Here is a 23,003-nt window from a genome sequence, read left to right as displayed (position 1 = left end):
AGTACGGAACGTGAGAGGAAACATTAGACCATTCGCCTTGCTGGGCCTGGTAGCAGCGCTATCGTCCTGCGCTTCCATGCAGACAGGCTCTGGCAGCGAAAACAACCGCGCAGCCCCGCCATCGAGCGCCGGCGCCACAACCTCGGCTGTAGCAGGCAGTACCGGCGTATCATCGCAGGCGTCCGCCCGACAAATGGCGGAAGCAACTGACTCGGCGGAGCGCCAGGCGCTGATTGATGAAATCAATCGTGACGGTGTCCCCATCGATAGCAACGGTTACCGCGAGACAGTACCGCTGCCAACGCAAGCGCCCGAGCAGGATGTCGTGGAGCTTAACTATGAACAGGCGGATTTGCGCGATATCTTGACTGAGCTGGCGGATGCACTGGATATCACCATGATCATCGATCCGACCATTGCCGATGTGGTCAGCATCCGCACCGCCGTCAATCGACCTTTGTCTTACGATGATATCTGGCCCCTTGTTCGACTGCTGACGCGACAGAATGGTGTGCTGCTGGAGCGCGAAGGCGACATTTATTATGCGCGTCAGGGTGAATCGAATCTGCCGGTGGAAATATCCACACCCGGCGGTCTGCAGCAGGGAACTGCGAGTTATATCATGCAGATCACACCGCTGACCTATATTTCCGTGGAATCAGCGCTGGAATTGCTGACCCCGCTGGTCGAGCCTGACGGCACGGTCATGCGCATCACCAACAGCAACACACTGGCGGTATCGGCCAGCCGGGGGCAACTGTCACGGGTTAACGAATTGCTGGACCTGATTGATGATGATCCGTTTCGTAACCAGGGCATTCAACTATACCCGCTGAACAATGCCAGTGCCGGTGATGTCGCACAGGAGCTGCAGGATATTCTGGTATTGATCGAAGGTGGTTCACCGGCCTTCCAGGTACAGGCACTGGAGCGCATCAACTCGTTGCTGGTGACAGCGCCGGCGGCCCGTGGCTTCGATGAGATCAGCCGCTGGATCCGGATTCTGGATGCCGACCGACAAGAGCAGGCCGAGCAACTGTTTCAGTATCGGGTGAAGAATCTGAACGCCACTGAACTGGCGACAACGCTGACCGAAGTGTTTCGCGTGGAAGACGAAAACGAAGACATCCGTGGCAACGACGAGCAGGATCAGGACAGCGAGCGCGAAACGGTGGTTGAGCTGAATGAGCAGGGCGAACCTGTCATGCGCAGCCAGCCCGGTGCCGGCACCACCGTGACCACAGTCGCGGTATCGGCCGACCTGCGGGTCACTATTGTCGCCGACGAGGCGACCAATACCCTGCTGATTCGCAGCAATCCGCGTGACTACCGGTACTTGCTCGCTATTATCAATCAACTGGACAGCGCGCCGCTGCAGGTCATGCTCAATGCAGTCATTGCGCAGATTGTGCTGACCGACGATACATCGTTTGGTGTGGACTGGTCGCGGATACTGGAAACCGCCAGTGGCTCTTCACGCATCGGTACCAGTTTTCTGCCAACGGGTACAGAAGACCGGGGCGGTCTCGGCGGCCTGCTGTTCAATCGCGCCTTTCTGGATGGCGCAGCGCGCGTCGAAGCCACGCTGGAGGCGATTGCCATCAACAACGATGTGCGCCTGTTGGCACGTCCGTCGCTGACCGTGGTGAACAACATGGAAGGCCAGATTCGCATAGGCGCTCAAGTGCCGGTCCGGCTCGGTGAGACCACAACAACGGTTGGCACCACAGAAAATATTCAGTACCGTGACACCGGTATCGAACTGAATATTACGCCCCGAATCAATGGTGAGGGTGTGGTGAATCTGGTGATTCGTCAGGAACTGTCATCGGTGTCTGAAAGTTCGGGCGTCAGCGGTAACCCAATCTTTGAGAATCAGGAAATTGAAACCACTGTGGTGGTGCGCGATGGCGAGAACGTCGTGCTGGGTGGTCTGATCCAGACCAACAATGATGCACTAAACACGGGTGTACCGATACTCAATCGAGTGCCCGGACTGGGGCGCCTGTTCAGCTATCAGCAGGACAACAATGAAAGGCGCGAATTATTTATTGTTATCCGCCCGGAAATAGTCAACGTCAATGAGCAGAGCGATGCCAGCTATCGTGAGATCCTGAGTCGCTTCGAGATGGCTGCGGAAATGCTGTCCGAATGAAACAGGTTTTGCCAAAGCGAATGGGCAGGCGGGTATTGCAAACAATGAAGAGGAATCACACATGAACAACACAAGAACATCCGCGCGTGCGCGCGGTTTCACCATTATAGAACTGCTGATCGTGATGGCGATTCTGGGCATGCTGGCTGTCATGGTGGCGCCCAATCTGTTTAATCAGGCAGATGGTGCACGTCGTGACGCTGTGCTGTCACAGATCTCATCGTTGGGGAGCGCGCTGGATGCCTATCGACTGGACATCGGGCAATACCCGGACTCGTTGGAAGGCCTGGTGCGAGACAACAGCAGTCGCTCAACCTGGAATGGTCCCTATATTCGTGGCGAGCTGCCGGTAGATCCCTGGGGCAATGACTATCAATACGAATCTGATGGCCGTGACTATGATTTGATGTCCTATGGCGCCGACGGCCGTGAAGGTGGCGAAGGCAATGACGCTGATATCAGCATCTGATGCGGTTACCACACTCAGCCCGAATGTGAGGCTACTCCCGGTCCGTCTTCCGGCCCGTCTCCCGATCCGTCAACGCGGATTCACGCTGCTGGAGCTGTTGCTGGTGCTGGGCATTCTTGGCATGGCCGCCATGTTGTTGGGGCCGGGGTTGGCGACGCTGGAAACGCCCGGCTTCAATGCCCAGGCCCGCGAGGCCACCGGGCTGCTGAACTATGCCCGGCGCATCGCTGTCGTGCAAGGGACACCTGCCACTATTGAATTCCTGACAGTGCCGGAAGAAGCCTTGCAAGACAATGACGATGAACCCGGCCAGCAGCCGACTGATATCGTCGGGCGCTGGGTCGGCGACACTATCGAACTCAGTTACCGTGACAGTGCTGGTCGGGCCGAATCTGTTGAAGAACGTCTCCATGTCACATTTTATCCCGAAGGCGGAAGCACGGGTGGGGAACTCATCCTGCAACAGGACAATCGTTCACTCATCATCGCCGTGGATCCGTTCTCGGGCCGGGTACAGGTGCTTGATGAAGACTAGCCTGAGTGCCACAAGCCCCCCAGACAACAACCGGGCCAACAAGGGTTTTACCTTGCTGGAAGTCATGGTTGCCCTGACCATCACCAGCCTGGTACTGGGCGGACTGTTCAGCCTGGCTGCGGGCAGCAAGCAGCTGGCCGTGCGCACGCAAACGACCTTGCAGGACACCATGGCAGCAAGGGCGCACATTAATTTTGCCTTGCTGGAAAACGAATACCGCGATCTGGAACCCATTATCGACGACGACGCCCGCTACCAGGTCGAGGCTCTGGACATCCTGCCGGACGTGCTGCGCCGCACCGCACCCATGAATGACCTGCTGCAGTCGTATCAGATCATAGACCGTGATACCGACGAAGTTATCGACGGGGTGCGCTGGGTGCGCCTGGAGCTGCCGCAATGAAACCGGGTCTGATGACATCCATGCCCGGCAGCTTGCGCACATCACAGCGGGGCTTCACGCTGCTTGAGATCATCATCGCCCTGTCATTGACAGCGATGCTGCTCACCATGTTGACGGCAGGTATGTATGGCGTGATTCGTGATTGGGACAACAACGCCGAAGGACTGGAGCGTTCACTGGATGAAACCGTTGCCGTGTTGCAACTGGAGCGGGCCCTGCAAGGTGCCTTTCCTCACAGTTACCGGGACCCGGACACTCAGGCGCGCCATGTTTTTTTTGTCGGCGAGCGCGACGCATTGAGTTGGGTTTCCACGGTGTCACCGCAGCGAAATCCGGGTCTCACAGCCTGGCGCTTGTACGATGAACCGGGAGAAGGCGTGTATCTGCAGCTTGCCCCGGCGTTGAGCGACAATCCGCAGCAGCGGCTGGCAGCAGCCGAACCACGACTGCTGCTGGCCAACTACACGCTTGAATTCAGCTACCTGTTTGAGGATCTGGCACTTGAACGACGCTGGCGCGATAGCTGGGAAGGCGAAGAACTCACAGCCCTGCCCCTGGCCGTGCACATACTGCTGCGCCCCACGGGAGACGCGCCCCGCACCGGGGAGCTGAATATCATCGCGCCCGTCAGAACCACCGAACATCGAAACCTCACACCGACGACGGGGTTGTTGCGATGAAGGCCCGGCAGCGCGGCGCAGTCATGATCATGGTGCTGTGGACGGCCGTGGTGATGACCATTCTGGTGACCGTGCTGGCTGCCAATGTCCGAATGTCAGCGACTACCGCGTTCCACAATAAGGCTGGTAATCAGGACTACGCCGCCATCACGGCCACCATGCACAGGGCGGAAATGGAGTTGATGATGGAGCGCATGCCGGTGCCTGTCGGCCAGGAACTGACCCTGAACGAAGACGGTGAATTTCGCATTCCAGCCTACCGTTTTAATGGCCAGTCGCTGACCCTGAACTATGCCGCTGACGACAACATGGTGGTTCGCATTTATGACCACGCGGGCAAGATCAATCTCAACCGCCTGGAGCGCGAGCGCATGCAGCAGATCATCGAGAAACAACTGGGCGAGGGTTATGACCCGCTTCAGGTTCAGGAATTGCTGGCGGCCTGGACGGACTGGACAGACCTGAATACCCTGATGACACCGGGCGGTGCTGAAGACGACTACTATCAATCGCTGGAGATACCCTACACGGCGCGGAATGTCGCGGAAATGGATTCAGTGGAAGAGCTGCGTCTGATACGCGGGTTTGATGAATTGTTTGGTGACATGAACCTGGATGCGGCGTTTACCATTTATGGTACCGGCTCCGCGGTCAATCCGAATCTGGCCACCCGCGAAGCCTTGATGCTGCTGCCGGGGCTGGACGAAGAACTGGTGGAAGAGATTATTGCGCACCGCGAGCAAACGGATTTTCGTGCGATTCGCGAGGTCGGTGAAATAGTACCGCTGGAAATAATGGTAGAGCTGTCGCCCTGGCTGGGCTTTAATACCTCAAGCTTCTATTCGGTTTATGCCTATCCGGCGCGAGAAACGTCGGGGCATGATCCGGTGCAACAAGCCTACATGCAGATGATGGAGGTGCGGTCATTCAATAACAGGGCACGAATATACCAGGTCAATCCTTATGCGCGACTGCCTGATACGGCGCCAGCAACGCTGGACTAGTCGCGCGCCATGCTCCAGGAAGAGCGCATCACCAGCGTGCCCCAGCCCTTGCCCGGGTTGATACTGATTTCCTTGCTCAGGCGTGTCTCATACCACAACAAACCGCTTTCGTCGGCGACGCCACTGAGCACATGAAACTTCCCAACCCGCATGGCCATGGCCTGCACCCTGACCTGCACGGTTATGCGCTCGCCTTTTTTGAACGGACCATGCTCGACTTCCGGGCGGTCAATAGCCAGGTAGGATGACATGACCTCTTCCAGGTCTTTCATCAGGGCAAAACCGAAATAACAGGTCACGTTGTCATTCAGTATTTCCGCTTCCAGCTCCATGACAAAATCCTGCAGCGGATCGATGTTCTCAATCAGCTCACCATCGACATTGCGCACCCGTGTGTGCAGTATGCGGCAGTCCTTGACCGCATCCGGCGTTTCCTGTTGATGGTTGTTGGCCTGCGCTTCACCCTGGGTGTAAACCCGGCGGCTGTTGCTGTAGTCTTCATAGTGCGCAACAACTTCGGCGCTTTTGCCCATTTCGCGGATCTTGCCGTTTTCCAGCCAGATTGCGGTGTCGCATAACTCCTGCACGTGATACATGGAATGACTGCAGAACACCATGGTTTTGTTTTGTTCGCGGAACTCATTCATGCGTTGCACGCATTTTTTCTGGAACGCGATGTCGCCAACTGATAATGCTTCATCAATCACCAGCACGTCCGGACGCACCATGGTGGCAATGGAAAATGCCAGCCGCACGTACATGCCCGACGAATAGGTTTTCACCGGCCGGTCGATAAAATCCCGCAGCTCGGAAAACTCAATGATGTCGTTCTCCAGGGCGTCAATGTCATCATCGGGCACACCCAGCAGGCTGGCGTTGAGGTGAATATTGCGGCGCCCGCTGAACTCGGGATGAAAGCCCGCGCCCAGTTCCAGCAAAGCCGCTACCTGGCCGCGAATATCGATGCGGCCGCCGCTGGGTTCCAGCGTGCCCACCAGCAGTTTCATCAAGGTGGATTTGCCCGCGCCGTTGTCACCGACAATGCCCAGACTTTTGCCTTCCGGCACATTAAAGGATATGTCCTGCAGCACGTGGAACATGCGATGTCGCGGTTTGCGCAGCAACAGTTCTACCAGACGATCCTGGGGCCGCCCGTAGATGCGAAAATCCTTGTACACGTTTTCCACTGAAATACTATGCATTACAACACATCCCCGAACGCGTGCTTGATGCGCATGAACAGCCAGCCACCGAGCAGGAAACTGATGACCGATGCCAGCACCATGACCTGAAAATGCGGCATCGAGAAATCACCCAGCAGAATGATCTCCCGGTAGAACTGCACAAAACTGTGCATGGGGTTAAACATCATCAACGGCCGCAGGTGTTCCGGCAACAGCGTTAGCGGATAAATGATGGGGGTCAGGAAAAACCAGGCCGTCAGCATCAGGGTGACCATCTGTTGAATGTCCCGCAGGAACACACAAAATGCAGACAGGATGGCAACCAGACCCATGGTAAACAGGAACTGTAACGCCAGTGCCAACGGCAACCACAGCCACATCAGATCAAAATAGCCCTGCGTAGCCAGGTACAACAGGAACACAAAAAACGCGATGCCGTGCACCAGGTAAGGCACCAGCGTGCCTACCATCGGAATCAACTGGACAGGGAACATGACCTTGGTAATCAGTGGCGCCTTTTCCAGCAACAGTCCGCTGGCCCGGCCCATGGCGTCGGCGAAGGCAAACCAGGGCAGATAGCCGATCATCAGGAAGATCACAAAAGGGACGTCACCGAAGTTCTCCGGCATGGGTGCCCGGAACACAACACTGAAGACAAAGGAGTAAATACTGATGTTGACGATGGGCGTGACAAACAGCCACAGGAAACCGCCTAGCGACCCGGCGAACTGGCCGCTGAACTCCTGTCGGACAAATTGGTGGAACAGCCGGAAATGACGAACCGGAGACAACACCCACTGACGCATTAAAATAAAAAACATAAAATCCCTGGCAAATCCGGGTACAGGCGAAAACCTGCCCGGCAAGATCGCGAATTTAAGCATAAATAGGCGCCCAATCGCCAGAAAACGCTAAAAAAAACCGGTAAAACCGCCTACAATTCGCCACATGAATCCAGAACACATGCTTGTGCCATACCAATGCGCCGGTTTGCCACCCGGTCCGTGGCTGATCTTTGCACCGCACGCTGACGACGAAACCTTTGGCATGGGCGGCGCCCTGCGGCTGGCCGCCGATCAGGGCATTGCGACGCATGTTATTGTCATCACCGACGGGGCACTGGGCGGCGAGTCGGTTGACGCGGCACAGGCAGCAGCGTTGGTGCAGACGCGGCAACAGGAACTTAACGCAGCCTGCGCCCTGCTCGGGGTCAGCGACATCGACACCTGGGATCAGCCTGACCGAGGCCTGGTGCTGGCGCCCGCGTTGATCGAGCGTATTGCCAGCCAGATCGCGGACGTCCGTGCCGGTACCGTATTCTTCCCCGGACCACTGGAGCTGCACCCGGATCACCGGATGACGGCGCTGCTGGTCTGGCAGGCTGCCCAGGTGCTGCGGCGCCGGGCCTGGCGAGGTGCATTGCCCCAGCTCTGGTCCTACGAGATCAGTGTGCAGAGTCCGGTCAATCGTCTGCTGGATATCACCTCGGTCACGGCGATCAAGCAGCAAGCGATGGCGGTGTACGCCAGCCAGAATTCACAGAACAACTATCCCGAACTGATCATGGCGTTGAACAAGGCCCGCACGTTTTCGCTGCCCGCTGCGGTCAGCCACGCCGAAGCGTTTTATCAGTTCAGTGACGATGAGGCCGCCGGCAGTCTGCGAGCAGCCGCCGAGGCCGCACTGGCGCGTTACTTTGCTGTGCAGGAAACTTAAGTTTAAGATGGTACGTCTAACGTAGTACACGGACAGCCCTGAGCGAACAAACAGCCCTGAGCGCATAATCAAAGCCCTGAGCGCCTGATAAACAGAAAGCCCTGAGCAGGACAATAACCATGAACATGATCTCCAGCAAACACCGCACGCTTATTGCGACCACCGCGCTGGCACTGTGCGTGGCAATGTCGGCTCACGCTCAAGAGCAGGCCCAAGAACAGACCCAAGAGCAGGATCAAGCCCCGTCACTGTCGCTGTTTGAACCCATCGAACAAACATCAGGTACCGGGGAAGCCCAGCCATCCGGGCCACGCAATCCGACCGCATCGGCGAATGGCGGCCCGCAATTTGCCCTGATAGGCACTTCCCGCTTCGGCGAACGTTACCGCGTCAGTGTGCGCGACAGCAGTGGCGAGGTCATCACCGTTGATGCCGGTGACGGGGGCAGCGCAGCAATTCCCGGCCACCCCGGCTTCAGAGTTACCCGGGTTGAGTCGCGTCATGTTTTACTGGAGCAACCGGCCAACAGCCCCTGCTTTGAGTTCCGCGATCAGGGTGTCACCTGCGAAAGCGACAATATGACTCGCCTGGCGCTGGCCACGGCTGAGGCCATTGCGCCGCCACCAGAGCCAGAACGACGTCGTGACCGCAGTAATGAGGATCGAGATAGCCAGGACGCAGACGCCAGCGAGCAGGAAGGCGATGATCGCCCGCAAAACCCGTTTGCTGCTGCGTTACAAGCTGCGCGCGAACGCGGTGAACCTGATGCGGCCGCGACCCGGGCCGAGGCACAGCGCTTCCGTCCGCGACGTATCGATCCGGCAGATGTGCCCGAAGGTTATCGTCTGGTCCGCACCCCATTCGGAGATCGGGTGGTCCCTGAATAAATGTCCGTGCAACTCACTGTATCGCTGGTTGTTTATGATTTTGACCAGGCCGTGCTCAGCGACACCCTGATGTCTCTGCACAAAGCCGTCGGTATCGCCCAAAGTGAAGGTGTGCTCGGTCGGGTGAATATCACTTTGGTCGACAACGCTGACCACGTCGATGAGTTGGAAGTGCTGTTAAGCCGCTGCTTTAAATCAACAAATAACTCTATTAACGTTGATGTGATCACCGGTCATGGCAACATCGGTTTCGGGCAGGCACACAACCTGATCATTCATCGCTGCGACAGCGAGTATTACCTGATTCTGAACCCGGATGTCATTGTCGACAGGCAGGCACTCAGTGCCGGCATCCGCTATCTGCAGCAGGCACCACAGGCAGTGGCCGTGACTCCGGCCATCCTGGATGGCAACGGGCATCCGGAGTCCGGATGCAAGCGCTACCCTGGCGTGCTCGATTTTCTACTACGCGGCTTCGCCCCGGCCTGGTTGAAGCAGCGCTTCCGCAAGCGCCTGGCACACTACGAGATGCGCGACATGCCAGGCGACCAGATTCACGATGATGTTCCCATTATCAGTGGTTGTTTCATGTTGTTCCGGCATGATGCCCTGCGTCAGCTGGGCGGTTTCGACCCGCGTTACTTCCTGTATTTTGAAGATTTTGATCTGTCCATCCGTGCCCGTACCCTGGGCAAATTGAGTTATCTGCCGCAAATGTGTATCACCCATCTGGGCGGCAACAGCGCCCGCAAAGGCCTGCGGCATATCATCATGTTTGGCCGCTCCGCCTGGCGTTTCTTCTCCAGCCATGGCTGGCGCTGGATATGAGCGCCCACGCAGACAAACAGCCCGTTGTTCTGCTTACCGGCGCCAGCGGTTTTGTCGGCCGGTTTTTGCAAAAAAGGCTGCAGGGCGAACCGGTGACCGTGCGCACCCTGCAGCGGCCACAACATGATTTGTTGCAGGCAGCAACGCTGACGGCCCCCTGCCAGGGCATTGATACCGTCTACCATCTTGCTGCTTATGCCCACGTCAATCAGGCACAGGTCAAATCCCTGTATGCCACCAATGTCGATGGCACCGCGAATCTGCTGCAAGCGGCGATCGCGGCGGGTGTCAGACGGTTTGTGTATGTCAGCAGTATTCTGGCCGATCCGGCCTACGACCAGCCGCGAACGGCCTACGGTGATGCCAAACAACGCGCCGAAACCCTGCTGCAGGCGACCCACGCTGCCGGTCACATCGAGGTAGTCATTCTGCGACCGGTCAATGTTTACGGGCCGGGTATGAAAGGCAACCTGATGACCCTGTTGCGGTTGATCCGCAAGGGTCTGATGCCGCCACTGCCACGGTTTACGCAGACATTTTCGCTGATCGGGGTGGAAGATCTGTGCCAGGCGCTGCTGTTGGCAGCCTCTTGCCCTGTCGGCAGCAGTGCGCCGGTATATCTACTGACCGACGGCGAGGTCTACCAGATCAGGGCGCTGGAGCAGGCCATGCGGCAGGCGCTGGGCAAAACGCAACCGGCCTGGGCGACACCCAGGGCCGTGTTTTACCTGGCTGCGCTCGCCCTGGAACTGCTGGGGCGCTTGCTGCCCATAAACAATGCGCCCGGGCTGCGCAGCTATCATGCGCTGGCCCGCAACTACACAGTGGACAGCAAGGCAAGCCAGCGCGATCTGGGCTATAATCCGCAATCTGATTTTTACCGCGAACTGCCCGCCATTATTGCGGATATGAATGGCCGCGGACATGAATAGCTGCGGGTATGATTGGCGACGAGCCCGCAGCGCGTAAAACACAGTAAATGGATGTGGAAGGACACGGGAGTTATGAGTCAGACACCAACGCAGCAAACCAGTAACAAAACCACCAAAGGCATTATTCTGGCCGGTGGCACCGGCACCCGCCTGCACCCCATGACCATTTCTGTCAGCAAGCAACTGATGCCGGTGTACGACAAACCGATGATCTATTACCCGCTGAGCACGCTGATGCAGGCCGGTATCCGTGACATTCTGATTATCACCACGCCCGCTGACCTGCCGCTATATCAACACCTGCTGGGGGATGGCAGCAAGTGGGGCATCAATCTGCAATATGCCGAACAGCCCAGTCCCGATGGCCTGGCCCAGGCGTTTTTGATCGGTGAGGACTTTATCGGCAACGACAGCGTGTGCCTGATTCTGGGCGACAATATTTTTTACGGCAATTCATTGGAGGAAAAACTGCAGAGCGCCATGCTGCAGGAAAGCGGTGCCACGGTATTTGCCTACTACGTCAATGACCCGGAGCGTTACGGGGTGGTGGCGCTGGACGAAAACAACACCGCCATTGACCTGGAAGAGAAACCGGCGCAGCCGAAATCCAATTACGCCGTCACCGGCCTGTATCTGTATGACAACGACGTCATCGAGATTGCCAAATCGATTAAACCGTCACCGCGGGGTGAGCTGGAAATCACCGACGTCAACAAAACCTATCTTGCCCGTGGCACCCTGCAGGTTGAGCTGTTCAGCCGCGGTACCGCCTGGCTGGACACCGGCACCGTGCAGTCATTGCTGGACGCCGCCAATTTCATTCGTGTACTGGAAGAACGGCAGGGCCTGAAAATAGCCTGCCCGGAAGAGATTGCGTTCAGCAACGGCTACATCAACGCCGATCAGTTACGCGCGCTGGCAGCGCCGCTGTCTAAGAACGGCTACGGGCAATACCTGTTGCGCCTGCTCAAACATTAAGCTGGTGCAGGTCGGCGTATAACGTATCAGGAGATAAATCGGCATCATTAGGCCAGCAGACGGCACCGAACGGATCCACAGATACCTGTTGGAAGAACGCCGGATCACGCAATGGTTCAAACATGGGTCCGTGCAAGCGAGAGCTGACATCAACGCGACCACAGGCGCCATCGTCAAATGTCAGCTCAAGGGTGAAATCGGGGAATGCAGTGGCTTTGATAATTTTGTGCATAGGTCACTCCAGAGGTGCAAGCGCTTGCAAAGGCTCATGAAGCTGGCAGCGGCGCCAGTTCTCTATTAAGCCGGTCCTATGTATTTTTGACCACTCTTGTGTCATTGACAAGACACGGCCGGGTAAATTTCCGGCAATAACATTGCCGGTATCTATGTTAAGTTTGGCGGCAAAGTTTCCATATATTACATGAAAATGGGGTGGATTGTGATCATCGTAATACATCCGGATGGTAATGCCGTAAAATACACAAATTGTTGGCACTGGCAATTTCCTTTTGCTGAGTGTCTGTATAGTCTGACGAGTTATAGCTGAAATCCGGAGTAATTGCCCAAAAATGAAAATCACCCCTACCGCGATCCCTGATGTGTTGTTGCTGGAGCCCACCGTCCATGGCGACCATCGCGGCTTTTTCATGGAAACCTTCCGTCAGTCCCTGTTTGATGAACAGGTGCCGGGCATTCGTTTTGTGCAGGACAATCACAGCAAGTCGGCGCAGGGTATTCTGCGCGGCCTGCATTACCAGCTGAAGCAGCCGCAGGGAAAACTGGTGCGCGTAGTGGCGGGCGAAATCTATGATGTTGCCGTCGACATGCGTGACGGGTCACCCACTTTTGGCCAAAGCGTCGGTGAATTGATATCGGCCGATAACCACCGGCAGTTGTGGGTTCCACCGGGTTTTGCGCATGGTTTTTATGTGATCAGCGACAGTGCGGAAATGGTTTACAAATGTTCCGATTATTACGCGCCCGGCGATGAATACAGTCTGTTATGGAACGACCCCGCGTTAAAGATTGACTGGCCGCTGGTGGCCGGTGCAGCTGAACCGGTATTGTCTGACAAAGATCGCAACGGTCTGCTGTTGCGTGACGCGCCGGTTTTTAACGCTGCTTCAACAAGGCCTTCCGCATGAGTCAAAAAATTGTATTGCTGGGTGCCAACGGACAGCTGGGCCAGACCCTGACGCGCCACTTCAAAACCCTGGACCATGATCTGGTCGCGCTGGGCCGTGACGCGCTGGATATCAGCGACGAAACTGCGCTGCGCAGAATACTCGACGACCTGGCACCGGATGTTGTTATCAATGCCGCCGCCTACACCGCCGTTGACCAGGCCGAAACTGACGACCTGGATGCACGCCTGGCCAATGCCACCGGCCCCAAGCATCTGGCCCGATGGGCAAAAGAGCGCAACAGCTGGCTGCTGCACATCTCCACCGACTTTGTGTTCAGTGGCCGCAGCCACCGCCCCTACACCCCCGACGACCAGACCGACCCGTTAAGCATTTATGGCCGCACCAAACTTGAAGGCGAGCTGCACGTGCGTTATCTGGCGCGCGATAACAGCCTGGTCCTGAGAACGTCATGGGTGTACTCGCAATACGGGCGTAATTTTCTGAAAACCATGCTGCGTCTGATGGCAGAAAAAGACAGCCTCAATGTCGTGGATGATCAGATTGGCACACCATCATCAACGCAAGGTCTGGCGCGCTGTATTGCGGCCGCGGTGGATAAACGCCCGGTGGGTATTCTGCACTGGACCGATGCCGGGGTGGCCAGCTGGTATGATTTTGCAGTGGCAATACAGGATGAGGCCATCAGCCAGGGTCTGTTGAGCAGGGCAATACCGATAAACCCGATTCCGACCACGGCCTACCCGACACCGGCCAGGCGGCCATCGTTCAGCGTGCTGGATAAGGCCGAAACAATTGCCGCCCTGGACTGCCATCCCCAGCACTGGCGGCGTGAGCTGGTTCACGTTATGAAACAAATAAACAAAAAAACACCAACATAGTCCCTGCGGCCGAGAATAATCAGGCGCCGCGACGGGTCCATTACTCAGTGTCATCTTTGGAGTTACCGTATGAAAGCCATTCGCCGCTGCGCTCTGATCATCTGTTTGCTGGGTATGCCACCGGTATTGACCGCCACCACCGTGGCGCAGTTGTCGTTTGACGACGTGGTCGCCACCGCCGAGTTGGTATTTGAAGGCCGGGTGCTTGCCGTTGAGGCACGCGAGACCGGGCCGCGCAGTATTCATACCTTTGTTGAATTTGAGGTACTGGACGTGCTCAAGGGTGAATACACCGATGCCACCATCGAACTCAGCTACCTGGGCGGTCGCGTTGGCAACCGTCAACTGGAGGTCAGTGAGATGCAGGTGCCTGCAGCGGGCGAAACCGGTGTGTATTTTGTTGAATCCTTGAGTGCCGGCCAGTTGCACCCGCTGGTGGGCTGGTCACAGGGGCACTATCTGATTGTGCAGGACAGCAATGGCCGTGCCCACGTGCAGAGCGCAGGCCAACAGCCCATCCGCGGAGTCACGATCGCGCCGTTTGCCGCTGCACAGACCCTCAATGCTGACGGTATCGCCAATGGCGTTCAGATTCAGGCCATCGCTGACGAGACCTCAGCCATGAGCGCCACCGGGTTCAAGGCACTGGTGCGCGAACGGGTACAGGAGCTGACACCATGAGGAACAAACGTATTGCCTTAGTCTTGTCGCCGCTGCTGTTGTCCACAGCCTTACTCAGCACAGGTGCGCAGGCTTTTGACATCAGCGCCAACGCCAATAAATGGCCGGGCGCGCAGACCATCATCTACACTGGCGTGCCCGGCACTTCGCGCAGCGGTACCCCTTGGGCGTTTGCCTTGCAGCGCGCGGCGCTGGAATGGACCGACAATACCCGCTTCACGTTTGTCAGCAGCCCACAATACCGGGACCCCTGTGCCGGTGCCGGACCCGGCAGTCCACCGGACAACCTGAATGGCATCGATTTCCGTTCCACTGTGTGTGGCAACAGTTTTAATGCATCCACCCTGGCAGTGACAGTTTTTTTCACCGAGTTCAATATTCTGGGCACCGCCGATCTGGTTGAGACCGATATCATTTTTAACCAGAACCTCAATTTTGATGTGTATGACGGGCCGCAGCGTCCGGGCAGCAACAGCTCGCGTGAATATGATTTTCAGCGCATTGCCCTGCACGAACTCGGGCATGTTATTGGCCTGGGTCACGATGACACGCAGCCTGCCATCATGTCCTCAACCATCGGCAACCTGTTTCGTTTGCAGGCGGACGACATCGCCGGTGCTGACACTCTGTACGCGGGCATTGAAAACTGTGACTACCGGTCGGCACGTTTTGGCTGGATGTTTGGCAGCCTGGAAGACGGTGACTGCCGTGTGCAGCAACTGCTCAGTGGCGGTTCCGATGACAGCTTTATCGACGTCTTTACGCTCGACCTGACACAGGAACTGTTCGTGACCTTTGACATGATCACCGACGGACAACTGGACAGCGTCCTCTTTGTTGGTAACGCCAACCTGGGTCAATTGCGTGTCGACGAAGACAGCGCCGGTAACTGTAATCCGCGCCTGACCACCACCCTGCCAGCGGGTCGGCACACGGTGCTGGTCAACACCTACAGCAACAACATCGATCCACCCTGTGGTGTCACCAACACCGGCAATTACCGTTTGTCAGTGGTGCTGCAAACCGGTGATCTGCTGACATTAAGCGGCCAGCAGAGTTTTCAGGGTGGCACCGCCAACGCCAGGTTCTATGGTGGCGTGACCACCAATGGCGGCCAGAACTATACCAACCGGGTTTCAGCGACTCAGGCGTTTGATGTAAAAGGCCGTATCGAAATTGACCCGGCGCACCAGGGCCAGCCGGGATTTCTGGCTGCCGCCCTGATCACGCCGCAAGGTGAGATCCTGGTGAAGAATACCAATGGCGAGCTGGTGGCCTATCAGCCCGAGGTACAACTGGTACCGGTCAGTGAGCGCAAGGTACTCGGCGCGGTAGAGGAGATGGACGTGCTGACGCAGTTCCGGGCGTCGGAGAGCGGCATCAGCGAAATCGATGTGGATTTTTATATCGGCTATGGCGTCGACAGCAATCCGGGCGAGCTCTACTTTAATGGCCAGCCCATCAATGTGTTGGTGGAGTAGGATGTCGGTGGAGCAGGGGGTTACTGGCTTTCGGCCGGTGCTTCCAGGCTGACACTGATGTCGACCAGGTCATGGGCCGTCAGGGTGCCTGAATCACGGCGCAGGTACAGACCCATCTTGATATGTTCGTAGCGGATGGCCTGCAGATCACGTTCGGCAACAAACTCATCGCGCACCGCGTCCAGCACATCCACGCTGGTGACCGTGCCCAGCTCGAATCCGCGCTGTCGTGCTCTGCTTGCCACGCGTCGTGCTTCCAGCAGTTTTTCCGCCGCGGCAATCTGCTGTTCGGTTGACTGCAGACGCAGGTACGCCAGACGGGTGCGCTCACTGACATCCAGATGTAACTGTCGCAGCTCGTTCTGTGCAATGGTCTGCTGGCTGCGTGCTTCACTGACGGCGGCGCGGCTGCTGCCACCGGCGAACAGTGGAATGGTCACATCCAGGGCCACGTAACTGGTATCAATGCGCTTGTCGAGTAACTGGTTATCAAAACCCGTGTTGGACTGTTGCTGTTGCGCAATGATACTGACTCGAGGCATGTAAGCACCACGTCGCTCAGATACCCGACGCTCGGCGGCTTTGACTGCGTACTCGCGCGCCAGAATCATGTGGTTGTCTTCGCGCGCCCTTGCCACCCATTCACCCACGCTGCCGTCAATTTGCGGTAGCTGTGCCTCGTCGCCCAGCGTATACAGGTCGCCGACACCCAGACCGGACACCGAGCGCAGCGATTCGCGCGCCAGCGTCACTTCTGTTGACAGGTTCAGGCGTTCGGCCTCCACTGCCGCCAGGCGTGCCTGTGCGTCATACAGATCGGTAATCTGCACCATCTGCAGGCCGTGCATGCGCTCAATCTGCTGCAGCTGGGTCTGGGTGGCTTCCAGTTCGGAATCTATGGAGCGCAGCGCATCTTCAGCTTGCAGTACCTCAAAATACATCTCCGCAACCTCGGTCAACAATGCTGACAGCTCGGCGAAATATTCAGCCTCAAACTGTTCCTCTTCCATGGATGCTGATCGGCGCCGGGCGAAGGCCTGCCAGTCAAACAGTACCTGGCGCAGCTGCAGGCCATAACGCTCGCCCTGGCCACGTGTAACAGGCTCCATTGCTACTTCCTGTCGGTTCTCGGAAACATTGGCGCTGGCGCTGACCTGTGGCAGCAGTTGCCCGGTGGCGGCGCGTTTGCGCGCACTGCCAATACTACGCCGGGCTTCGGCGACTTGAATTCGGGGGCTGTACTCCATCGCGGCGATGAAAAAATCTTCCAGTGTCTGCCCTGATCCGCTTTGCTCCATGGCTGCTTCCGCTGCGGCTTCGGCGGCCAGGGCCTCAGTCTCCGCCACCGGTTCGGCGGCAAGCAGAGTGGCCGGTAATGCAAAAATCGCCGTCAGTGCCGCACAACCTAACAGTCGGGCAGGTAACATGGAGAATATGCGGATTGGGTAAAGCTCAGTCATACGCATCAATCTTCCCGGAAACTACGCGCAAGCGCGTTGGTGATGGGTTTCATCAGGTATTGCAGGAAGGTGCGCGAGCCGGTGGTAATAAAAACTTCGGCCGGCATCCCCGGTACCAGTGCCAGGTTGCCCAGATTGGCACGGCCTTCTGGTGTTACTTCAACGCGCGCCGTGTAATAAGTCGCACCGGTGCTCTCATCAGTGAAAGCGTCCGCAGAAACGTGAATCACAGTGCCAAAAATATTGGGGACAGAGCTACTGAATGCGGAGAAGCGAATGTTGGCTTCCTGACCGACAGCAACCCGATCGATGTCCATCGGCGCCACACGTGCTTCAACAACCAGCTCGTCGGACTGCGGAACGATATCGGCAATGCGGCTGCCCGGACTGATGACACCACCTTCGGTATGGACCTGCAGGCCATTCACCACACCGGCGACCGGCGCGGTCACCACAGTGCGGCTGACAATATCGCGCAGCGCATTGCGGCGCTCGGACACGTCCCGGATATTGGTTTGCACTTCGCTGAGCTGAGTGGCGACTTCATTCTGAAACTCACGTTCCTGCTGAATGATCTGCAGGCGGGTTTCACCGATCTCCATTTCCGTTGATGAAATGCTGGCAGTCAATTCGGCCGCTTCACCACGTAAAACCGAGGCATTGCGTTCCAGTTCACGCAACCGGTTCTTGTCAGAAAACCCCTCCTCCAGCAAGGCGCGAACATCATCCAGCTCCTGGCTATAGGACAATGCCAGCTCTTCTTTGCTCTCGCGTAGTGCACGCATGCCCTGCAGACGCGACTGCAGCTGCTCGATGCGCTGATTCAGCACATCAATACTGCCTTCCAGTTGACTCTTGCGGGTGCGGAATATCTGTTCCTGCGAGGCCATCTCGACCAGCGCGTCACTTTCCAGCGTGGACAGTTCCAGCGGGAACTCCACCTTGTCCATACCATCGCGTTCTGCGATCAGGCGTGCTTCATGTGCGCGCAAGGCAACAAACTGGGCATTGGCCATTTCCAGTTGTGCCATGGACTGTGTGTTATCCAGCACCAGCAAGGGATCGCCAGCTGCCACGGCGTCGCCATTATTCGCCAGGATTTCCTGCACAATGCCGCCTTCAAGATGTTGCACCACCTGGCGATTGGAACGCACGATGACCGTGCCCGGCGCATTCGCGGCGCCGTCGATAGGCGCCACTGCGGCCCATATACCAAAAACACCAAACACCAGGAAAAAAATCAGCAGGCCAATGCGTTTTGGCGATTCCATGCTGGTTTCCACTGTCGGGGCTGCCATATTCTGTTTGCTGTTCTCTGCCACAATCGATGTCCGTTCAGTCAGTCAATTAAATAATAAATGCGTGTCTGCTCAGCCGCGCGCGGCCGGACTCTGCCCGGTCAGGCTGGCCAGTACCTCATCTTTAGGGCCAAAGCTCATGGCCTGACCGTCCTTCATCACCAGCAGTTTGTCCATGCCGTGCAGCACCATGGTGCGGTGGGTAATCACGATAATGGTGGCGCCCTCGTCCTTGACGCGCTGCAGCGCCGATACCAGTTCGCGTTCACCGGCGTCATCCAGATTGGAGTTGGGCTCATCCAGCACCAGCAACCTTGGGTTGCCGTAAACCGCGCGGGCCAGGCCGATGCGCTGTCGCTGACCGCCGGACAGGGTGCCACCGGCGCCGCCGATGACGGTGTCGTAACCGTCAGGCAGGCGCAGAATCATGTCATGCACGCCTGCCATTTTGGCCGCCGCCACGATCTGCTCGGCGTCCGGGTCACCAAAACGACAGATATTGTCAGAGATGGTACCGTCAAACAGTTCGATGTCCTGGGGCAGGTATCCCACAAAGGGGCCCAGGTTGCCACGATCCCAGGAAGCAATGTCAGCGCCGTCCAGGCGAACCTTGCCAGCCAGCGTTGGCCAGATGCCCAGAATAGCGCGTGCCAGTGTCGACTTGCCGGACGCACTCGGCCCGACAATACCCAGCGCTTCACCGGCCGGCAGTTCCAGCGAGACACCCTTGACCACCGCAGTGCGGGTGCCGGGCGGCGCCACCATCACCTGCTCCAGTTGCAGGTGACCCTGCGGAACCGGCAGGCTCATGTGTTCTCGGTCCGCAGGAATTGTCTCCAGCAGCTGACCCAGGCGCTCGTATTGCGCACGTGCCACCGAGAAACCTTTCCAGGTGCCGACCAGCAGGTCGATGGGCGCCAGCGCCCGACCCAGCAACAGGGAACCGGCAATCATCATGCCCGGGGAAATTTCCTGCTGCAGCGCCAGCAGTGCACCCAGGCCCAGAATCAGCGACTGGACAGTGATGCGGAAGGTTTTGGAAATACTGGTTAGTATACCGGCGGCGCGGCTGGCCTCGGTCTGCAGACCTAGCACTTCGTCCGAGCTTTTTTCCTGCTCGCGGCGAATATCAGCAGTCATGCCCATGGCGGCAATCACTTCGGCATTACGAATGCTGCCGGCGACCTGCGCGTTGACGCGGTTGGCCTTGGTGTTGGCATCTTTCAGGCGTTTGGTGGTGACCTTGTCGTTGGCCCAGGCCAGCAACACCATAACGATGCCGGCAATAATGGCGACCACACCGAACCAGAAGTGGAATAAAAACATGATGGCAACGTAGATAGGAAACCAGGGCGCATCAAAAAAGGCAAACAGTCCGTTGCCGGTCATGAACTGGCGCAAACTGGAAAGGTCGTTCAATGGTTGTGAGTTGCTGTTGCCGGATAACAGGGCATTTTTGAAAGTTGCGTTAAAAACGCGCTCACGCAGCTGCAGCTCAATGCGGTTACTGGCACTGGTCAGGATCATCGAGCGCACCCACTCGAAACCGCCCATTGCCATTACCAGGAAAACCATCAGCAGGGTCAGCATGCCCAGTGTTGAGTAACTGCCACTGGAGATCACGCGGTCATACACCTGCAGCATGTAGATGATGGGCGTCAGCATCAGGATATTGACCGCCGCGCTGAACAGGCCGGCATACAGGAAGTAGCGGCGCACGGACTTCATGGCGTCATACAATTCAGGGTAGGTGACAGAGCTTTTGGGTTTATTCATTGTGTTTTAATCATTCATCCGTGCGTGTGGCAAATCTGTTGAAATGGTAAGGGCCGGTGTCGACGTGCCACCTCAAAGGCGCCCAGTGCTAGCACCAGTATGTTGGGGTAAGCCAGCGGGTTTCAACCCCGGCGGGCACGTCCGGTGCGTGATCCGGCGGATTATAACCGTGATGGCGGTGATTTACTAACCGGGGCGCCCGCCTGGCGGGTCACAGTTCTTCAGCGCCTTCGGCGAGTTGTTTTAATGCGCCGGTGTCGGTGATCAGCAACATGCCCGGCCCGTCGCGTTTGACAATCTGCCGGGTCTGCAGAATCTGGAATACCCGGCTCACTGATTCCCGGCTCAGGCTCAGCATGATGGCAATTTCCATGTGCGTGGGCGGGTTCATGATCACGGTGTCCTGCAGCGATTCCTGTGCTTTTTCCGGCACCAGCATCCACAACTGGCAACACACCCGCTGGCTGATGTTGGGCAGCCCCAGCAAAGAGCGCTGCCGCGTCATCTGCCGGACCCGCGCGGCCAGTCTCTCACCCAGCATGCTCAGCAATACCGGGGCCTGCATGGATATCTCGCGCAGACTGTCCATGGGCACAAACACGGCCACCGCCGCCGTCAGCGCGATGACAAATTCCGGCTGCGGGCCACGGTCAAACATGCCCAGTTCGCCACAGAAGTCCCCAGGCTCAACAAAATACAGTCCCACTTCGCGGCCATCTATAGTAAAATCAACGCCCTGCAAACGACCTTCGAATAAAAAACACACACATTCCTCGCGCACACCGGCATTCAGCACCACCGCGCGACGGGCGAACTTGCGCACGCTGGATTGCTGCGCAAGTTGTACAAGCGTGGTTTGTGGGAGGGGCTTCAGACCAGGGAATGTACCCAGAAGCTCCGGCGTGACCTGCATGTAGTTATCTCGATAAATTGGCGCAAACCGTTATATCACGGGCGTTTTATAGCAGCAGGCTCATTATAGTAAGTTAATGCTGAATAGCAAACGCGCGGCGTTGGCGCTGAAACATGAGGTCGGTGTGACCGCAATCACTCGCTTTGCCGGTCTATTGGGGTAGGCTTACCATCACGCTCGAACAGGACTGACCCGATGATACAGAAATCGATTAAATCAGGCTTTTGCAACGCTTTTATGACACTGCTGATGCTGGCGGTTGGCCAGTCTGTGGCTTTCGCCCAGGAATCTGCGCCGTTGACTATCGAAACTGCGCAGCCCGCGGTTGGCGAAGTCAGCCTGGTGCTGGGCAAAGCCTGGCTGATCTCTGAAAGCGGCCGGCAGACCGTGGCGCCGGGTACCGAAATCCGGGCCACCGACCGCATCCTCACCGAGGCCAACGGCCACGTGCACATCCGGTTTGTTGACCAGGCGCTGGTCAGTGTGCGCCCGGACAGCCGCCTGGAAATCGTGCAGTACGACTACAATGCCGATAAACCCGAACAGTCCACTATCAAGCTGAACCTGGAAGAAGGCATTACCCGCTCCATTTCCGGCCACGGTGCCAGTTCGGCGCGTGACCGCTTCCGCCTGAATACGCCGATTGCCGCCATTGGTGTGCGCGGTACCGATTTTGTGGTCAGCGCCACTCCCCGTGCCGTGCGCGCGCTGGTTAACGAAGGCATCATTGTGATGGCACCGTTTTCCAATGATTGCAGTGTTGACAGTTTTGGTCCGTGCCTGATCAACGCCGTGGAACTGTCTGACAGTTCGCTGCAGGTGATAGAGATGGAGAGTAACAGCGCCGCTCCCCAACTCCTGCCTGCCGTTGTTGAACGTGGACCCGGCATGATGGAAGAGGAAGTGCAGGTCGCCATGAACGATGTGCAGGGCAGCACCGATGGTAAAAATGCCGATACCGACAGCTACCAGGAAAGCGCCGCCTCCCAGCTCGTCAAGGACAAGCTCGCCGATGTAGCAACACCGCAGGAGCCGACCCCGCCGACCCCGCAGCTGGTTGATTTTACGCCGAAAACCGCGGTTGCCAGTGCTGAGTTGACCGAGCGCAATCTGATCTGGGGCCGCTGGGGCGAGGGTCAGGCAGAACAGGAACGTATTACGCTGGCGAGAGCCGATGCCCAAATGGGTCGTGATACCGCAGTGGGTAATGGTGAATACATCCTGTTCCGCGATGGCAACGGTGCCAGCCGCGTCGAACGCGGTCTGGGTCCGGTCAGTTTTGATCTGGTCAGTGCTCAGGCCTTCTACCATTCCGACAGTGGTGTTGCAGCGATGACCGTCAATGGTGGATCGTTGGATATCAATTTTGACAGCAGCCAGTTTGCGACCTCATTACAGATGAATCACAGCCTGACCGGTGATGTCAGTTTTGACGCCAGTGGTCGGTTGTATGACGGCGGCTTTTTTCACACTCGCTCGGAAACCGAGCGTATGGCCGGTGCCGTCAGCCTGGATGGTAAGGAAGCCGGTTATTTCTTCGAAAAACAGCTTGAAAACGGTGGTATTCAAGGCCTGACATTGTGGGACGCCCGTTAAC

24 protein-coding genes are annotated in these 23,003 nt (G+C 57.4%); 16 read left to right on the top strand and 8 right to left on the bottom strand.

The features are described from left to right. Positions 1–10 precede the first annotated feature (10 nt). From gspD to WD071_RS07865, 6 genes are all read left to right on the top strand, one after another. Positions 11–2,155 (top strand): type II secretion system secretin GspD, encoded by a 2,145-nt coding sequence (gspD, locus tag WD071_RS07890; RefSeq protein ID WP_368047804.1) that lies wholly within the window; start codon positions 11–13, stop codon positions 2,153–2,155. Between the two features lie 61 nt (positions 2,156–2,216). Continuing rightward, on the top strand, positions 2,217–2,624 hold the full coding sequence (gene gspG, locus WD071_RS07885; RefSeq protein WP_368047803.1) for a type II secretion system major pseudopilin GspG: 408 nt from the start codon (positions 2,217–2,219) through the stop codon (positions 2,622–2,624). Further along, a complete protein-coding gene (locus tag WD071_RS07880) occupies positions 2,602–3,159 on the top strand; it encodes a GspH/FimT family protein (RefSeq protein ID WP_368047802.1) in 558 nt (185 codons plus the stop codon). Before gspG ends, WD071_RS07880 begins: the two co-directional genes overlap by 23 nt. Beyond that, positions 3,149–3,562 (top strand): prepilin-type N-terminal cleavage/methylation domain-containing protein, encoded by a 414-nt coding sequence (locus WD071_RS07875; protein ID WP_368047801.1) that lies wholly within the window; start codon positions 3,149–3,151, stop codon positions 3,560–3,562. The genes WD071_RS07880 and WD071_RS07875 overlap by 11 nt, the downstream gene beginning before the upstream one ends. Then, a complete protein-coding gene (locus WD071_RS07870) occupies positions 3,559–4,242 on the top strand; it encodes a type II secretion system protein J (RefSeq protein ID WP_368047800.1) in 684 nt (227 codons plus the stop codon). Before WD071_RS07875 ends, WD071_RS07870 begins: the two co-directional genes overlap by 4 nt. Next, positions 4,239–5,246, top strand: a complete 1,008-nt coding sequence (locus WD071_RS07865; RefSeq protein ID WP_368047799.1) for a general secretion pathway protein GspK — start codon at positions 4,239–4,241, stop codon at positions 5,244–5,246. The genes WD071_RS07870 and WD071_RS07865 overlap by 4 nt, the downstream gene beginning before the upstream one ends. Here WD071_RS07865 and WD071_RS07860 read toward each other — a convergent pair. Both WD071_RS07860 and WD071_RS07855 read right to left on the bottom strand, forming a co-directional pair. Next, positions 5,243–6,448 (bottom strand): ABC transporter ATP-binding protein, encoded by a 1,206-nt coding sequence (locus tag WD071_RS07860; protein WP_368047798.1) that lies wholly within the window; start codon positions 6,446–6,448, stop codon positions 5,243–5,245. The two genes, WD071_RS07865 and WD071_RS07860, sit on opposite strands and share 4 nt — an antisense overlap. Beyond that, on the bottom strand, positions 6,448–7,251 hold the full coding sequence (locus tag WD071_RS07855) for an ABC transporter permease (RefSeq protein ID WP_368047797.1): 804 nt from the start codon (positions 7,249–7,251) through the stop codon (positions 6,448–6,450). Before WD071_RS07855 ends, WD071_RS07860 begins: the two co-directional genes overlap by 1 nt. Positions 7,252–7,393: 142 nt before the next feature. Here WD071_RS07855 and WD071_RS07850 point away from each other — a divergent pair, with 142 nt between their 5' ends. From WD071_RS07850 to rfbA, 5 genes are all read left to right on the top strand, one after another. Beyond that, positions 7,394–8,146, top strand: a complete 753-nt coding sequence (locus WD071_RS07850) for a PIG-L deacetylase family protein (RefSeq protein WP_368047796.1) — start codon at positions 7,394–7,396, stop codon at positions 8,144–8,146. A gap of 119 nt (positions 8,147–8,265) precedes the next feature. Further along, positions 8,266–9,033, top strand: a complete 768-nt coding sequence (locus WD071_RS07845) for a hypothetical protein (protein ID WP_368047795.1) — start codon at positions 8,266–8,268, stop codon at positions 9,031–9,033. Next, positions 9,034–9,861 (top strand): glycosyltransferase, encoded by an 828-nt coding sequence (locus WD071_RS07840; protein ID WP_368047794.1) that lies wholly within the window; start codon positions 9,034–9,036, stop codon positions 9,859–9,861. After that, positions 9,858–10,793 (top strand): NAD-dependent epimerase/dehydratase family protein, encoded by a 936-nt coding sequence (locus WD071_RS07835; RefSeq protein ID WP_368047793.1) that lies wholly within the window; start codon positions 9,858–9,860, stop codon positions 10,791–10,793. The genes WD071_RS07840 and WD071_RS07835 overlap by 4 nt, the downstream gene beginning before the upstream one ends. Before the next feature lie 72 nt (positions 10,794–10,865). Continuing rightward, the gene (rfbA, locus tag WD071_RS07830; RefSeq protein WP_368047792.1) at positions 10,866–11,771 is read left to right on the top strand and encodes a glucose-1-phosphate thymidylyltransferase RfbA; all 906 of its coding nucleotides are present in this window, start codon (positions 10,866–10,868) and stop codon (positions 11,769–11,771) included. Here the strand turns inward: rfbA and WD071_RS07825 are convergent. Together WD071_RS07825 and WD071_RS07820 are read right to left on the bottom strand one after the other, a co-directional pair. Then, the gene (locus tag WD071_RS07825; protein ID WP_368047791.1) at positions 11,761–12,003 is read right to left on the bottom strand and encodes a DUF2442 domain-containing protein; all 243 of its coding nucleotides are present in this window, start codon (positions 12,001–12,003) and stop codon (positions 11,761–11,763) included. The two genes, rfbA and WD071_RS07825, sit on opposite strands and share 11 nt — an antisense overlap. 3 nt (positions 12,004–12,006) lie before the next feature. Then, positions 12,007–12,420 carry a DUF4160 domain-containing protein gene (locus WD071_RS07820; protein WP_368047790.1) on the bottom strand — a complete coding sequence of 138 codons (414 nt, stop codon included), beginning with the start codon at positions 12,418–12,420 and terminating at the stop codon, positions 12,007–12,009. On the opposite strand from WD071_RS07820, the gene rfbC reads away from it, so the two are divergent. The 4 genes from rfbC (at position 12,341) to WD071_RS07800 (ending at position 15,959) form a co-directional block, all read left to right on the top strand. Then, entirely contained in the window at positions 12,341–12,916 is a 576-nt protein-coding gene (rfbC, locus tag WD071_RS07815) for a dTDP-4-dehydrorhamnose 3,5-epimerase (protein ID WP_368047789.1), read from the top strand. The genes WD071_RS07820 and rfbC overlap by 80 nt on opposite strands. Next, entirely contained in the window at positions 12,913–13,797 is an 885-nt protein-coding gene (gene rfbD, locus WD071_RS07810; protein WP_368047788.1) for a dTDP-4-dehydrorhamnose reductase, read from the top strand. Before rfbC ends, rfbD begins: the two co-directional genes overlap by 4 nt. 69 nt (positions 13,798–13,866) lie before the next feature. Further along, positions 13,867–14,478 carry a hypothetical protein gene (locus tag WD071_RS07805; RefSeq protein ID WP_368047787.1) on the top strand — a complete coding sequence of 204 codons (612 nt, stop codon included), beginning with the start codon at positions 13,867–13,869 and terminating at the stop codon, positions 14,476–14,478. Beyond that, positions 14,475–15,959, top strand: a complete 1,485-nt coding sequence (locus tag WD071_RS07800) for a matrixin family metalloprotease (RefSeq protein WP_368047786.1) — start codon at positions 14,475–14,477, stop codon at positions 15,957–15,959. The genes WD071_RS07805 and WD071_RS07800 overlap by 4 nt, the downstream gene beginning before the upstream one ends. Before the next feature lie 20 nt (positions 15,960–15,979). Here the strand turns inward: WD071_RS07800 and WD071_RS07795 are convergent, their stop codons facing one another. The 4 genes from WD071_RS07795 to WD071_RS07780 form a co-directional block, all read right to left on the bottom strand. Next, complete coding sequence (locus tag WD071_RS07795; protein ID WP_368047785.1) at positions 15,980–17,419, bottom strand: TolC family protein; 1,440 nt, start codon at positions 17,417–17,419, stop codon at positions 15,980–15,982. 5 nt (positions 17,420–17,424) lie between these two features. Continuing rightward, positions 17,425–18,741 (bottom strand): HlyD family type I secretion periplasmic adaptor subunit, encoded by a 1,317-nt coding sequence (locus tag WD071_RS07790; protein ID WP_368047784.1) that lies wholly within the window; start codon positions 18,739–18,741, stop codon positions 17,425–17,427. A gap of 48 nt (positions 18,742–18,789) precedes the next feature. Beyond that, a complete protein-coding gene (locus tag WD071_RS07785; RefSeq protein WP_368047783.1) occupies positions 18,790–20,493 on the bottom strand; it encodes a type I secretion system permease/ATPase in 1,704 nt (567 codons plus the stop codon). Between the two features lie 211 nt (positions 20,494–20,704). Next, positions 20,705–21,406 (bottom strand): Crp/Fnr family transcriptional regulator, encoded by a 702-nt coding sequence (locus WD071_RS07780; RefSeq protein ID WP_368047782.1) that lies wholly within the window; start codon positions 21,404–21,406, stop codon positions 20,705–20,707. A gap of 195 nt (positions 21,407–21,601) precedes the next feature. Here WD071_RS07780 and WD071_RS07775 point away from each other — a divergent pair, with 195 nt between their 5' ends. Continuing rightward, a complete protein-coding gene (locus WD071_RS07775) occupies positions 21,602–23,002 on the top strand; it encodes a FecR domain-containing protein (RefSeq protein WP_368047781.1) in 1,401 nt (466 codons plus the stop codon). Position 23,003 lies beyond the last annotated feature (1 nt).

The sequence above is a fragment of the Pseudohongiella sp. genome, from assembly GCF_040877505.1.
Taxonomy (GTDB): Bacteria; Pseudomonadota; Gammaproteobacteria; order Pseudomonadales; family Pseudohongiellaceae; genus Pseudohongiella.
This window is presented reverse-complemented; position numbering and strand designations above follow the sequence as displayed.

Excerpts from the sequence above, each read along its gene's own strand:
- WD071_RS07800 (WP_368047786.1), top strand. The coding sequence starts at position 14,475 with ATGAGGAACAAACGTATTGCCTTAGTCTTGTCGCCGCTGCTGTTGTCC.
- WD071_RS07825 (WP_368047791.1), bottom strand. The coding sequence starts at position 12,003 with ATGCACAAAATTATCAAAGCCACTGCATTCCCCGATTTCACCCTTGAG.
- WD071_RS07805 (WP_368047787.1), top strand. The coding sequence starts at position 13,867 with ATGAAAGCCATTCGCCGCTGCGCTCTGATCATCTGTTTGCTGGGTATG.
- WD071_RS07880 (WP_368047802.1), top strand. The coding sequence starts at position 2,602 with ATGACGCTGATATCAGCATCTGATGCGGTTACCACACTCAGCCCGAAT.
- rfbD (WP_368047788.1), top strand. The coding sequence starts at position 12,913 with ATGAGTCAAAAAATTGTATTGCTGGGTGCCAACGGACAGCTGGGCCAG.
- WD071_RS07845 (WP_368047795.1), top strand. The coding sequence starts at position 8,266 with ATGAACATGATCTCCAGCAAACACCGCACGCTTATTGCGACCACCGCG.
- WD071_RS07870 (WP_368047800.1), top strand. The coding sequence starts at position 3,559 with ATGAAACCGGGTCTGATGACATCCATGCCCGGCAGCTTGCGCACATCA.
- rfbA (WP_368047792.1), top strand. The coding sequence starts at position 10,866 with ATGAGTCAGACACCAACGCAGCAAACCAGTAACAAAACCACCAAAGGC.
- gspG (WP_368047803.1), top strand. The coding sequence starts at position 2,217 with ATGAACAACACAAGAACATCCGCGCGTGCGCGCGGTTTCACCATTATA.
- WD071_RS07780 (WP_368047782.1), bottom strand. The coding sequence starts at position 21,406 with ATGCAGGTCACGCCGGAGCTTCTGGGTACATTCCCTGGTCTGAAGCCC.
- WD071_RS07850 (WP_368047796.1), top strand. The coding sequence starts at position 7,394 with ATGCTTGTGCCATACCAATGCGCCGGTTTGCCACCCGGTCCGTGGCTG.
- WD071_RS07785 (WP_368047783.1), bottom strand. The coding sequence starts at position 20,493 with ATGAATAAACCCAAAAGCTCTGTCACCTACCCTGAATTGTATGACGCC.
- rfbC (WP_368047789.1), top strand. The coding sequence starts at position 12,341 with ATGAAAATCACCCCTACCGCGATCCCTGATGTGTTGTTGCTGGAGCCC.
- WD071_RS07795 (WP_368047785.1), bottom strand. The coding sequence starts at position 17,419 with ATGACTGAGCTTTACCCAATCCGCATATTCTCCATGTTACCTGCCCGA.
- WD071_RS07860 (WP_368047798.1), bottom strand. The coding sequence starts at position 6,448 with ATGCATAGTATTTCAGTGGAAAACGTGTACAAGGATTTTCGCATCTAC.
- WD071_RS07835 (WP_368047793.1), top strand. The coding sequence starts at position 9,858 with ATGAGCGCCCACGCAGACAAACAGCCCGTTGTTCTGCTTACCGGCGCC.
- WD071_RS07855 (WP_368047797.1), bottom strand. The coding sequence starts at position 7,251 with ATGTTTTTTATTTTAATGCGTCAGTGGGTGTTGTCTCCGGTTCGTCAT.
- WD071_RS07875 (WP_368047801.1), top strand. The coding sequence starts at position 3,149 with ATGAAGACTAGCCTGAGTGCCACAAGCCCCCCAGACAACAACCGGGCC.
- WD071_RS07820 (WP_368047790.1), bottom strand. The coding sequence starts at position 12,420 with ATGAAAAAGCCGCGATGGTCGCCATGGACGGTGGGCTCCAGCAACAAC.
- WD071_RS07865 (WP_368047799.1), top strand. The coding sequence starts at position 4,239 with ATGAAGGCCCGGCAGCGCGGCGCAGTCATGATCATGGTGCTGTGGACG.
- WD071_RS07840 (WP_368047794.1), top strand. The coding sequence starts at position 9,034 with ATGTCCGTGCAACTCACTGTATCGCTGGTTGTTTATGATTTTGACCAG.
- WD071_RS07775 (WP_368047781.1), top strand. The coding sequence starts at position 21,602 with ATGATACAGAAATCGATTAAATCAGGCTTTTGCAACGCTTTTATGACA.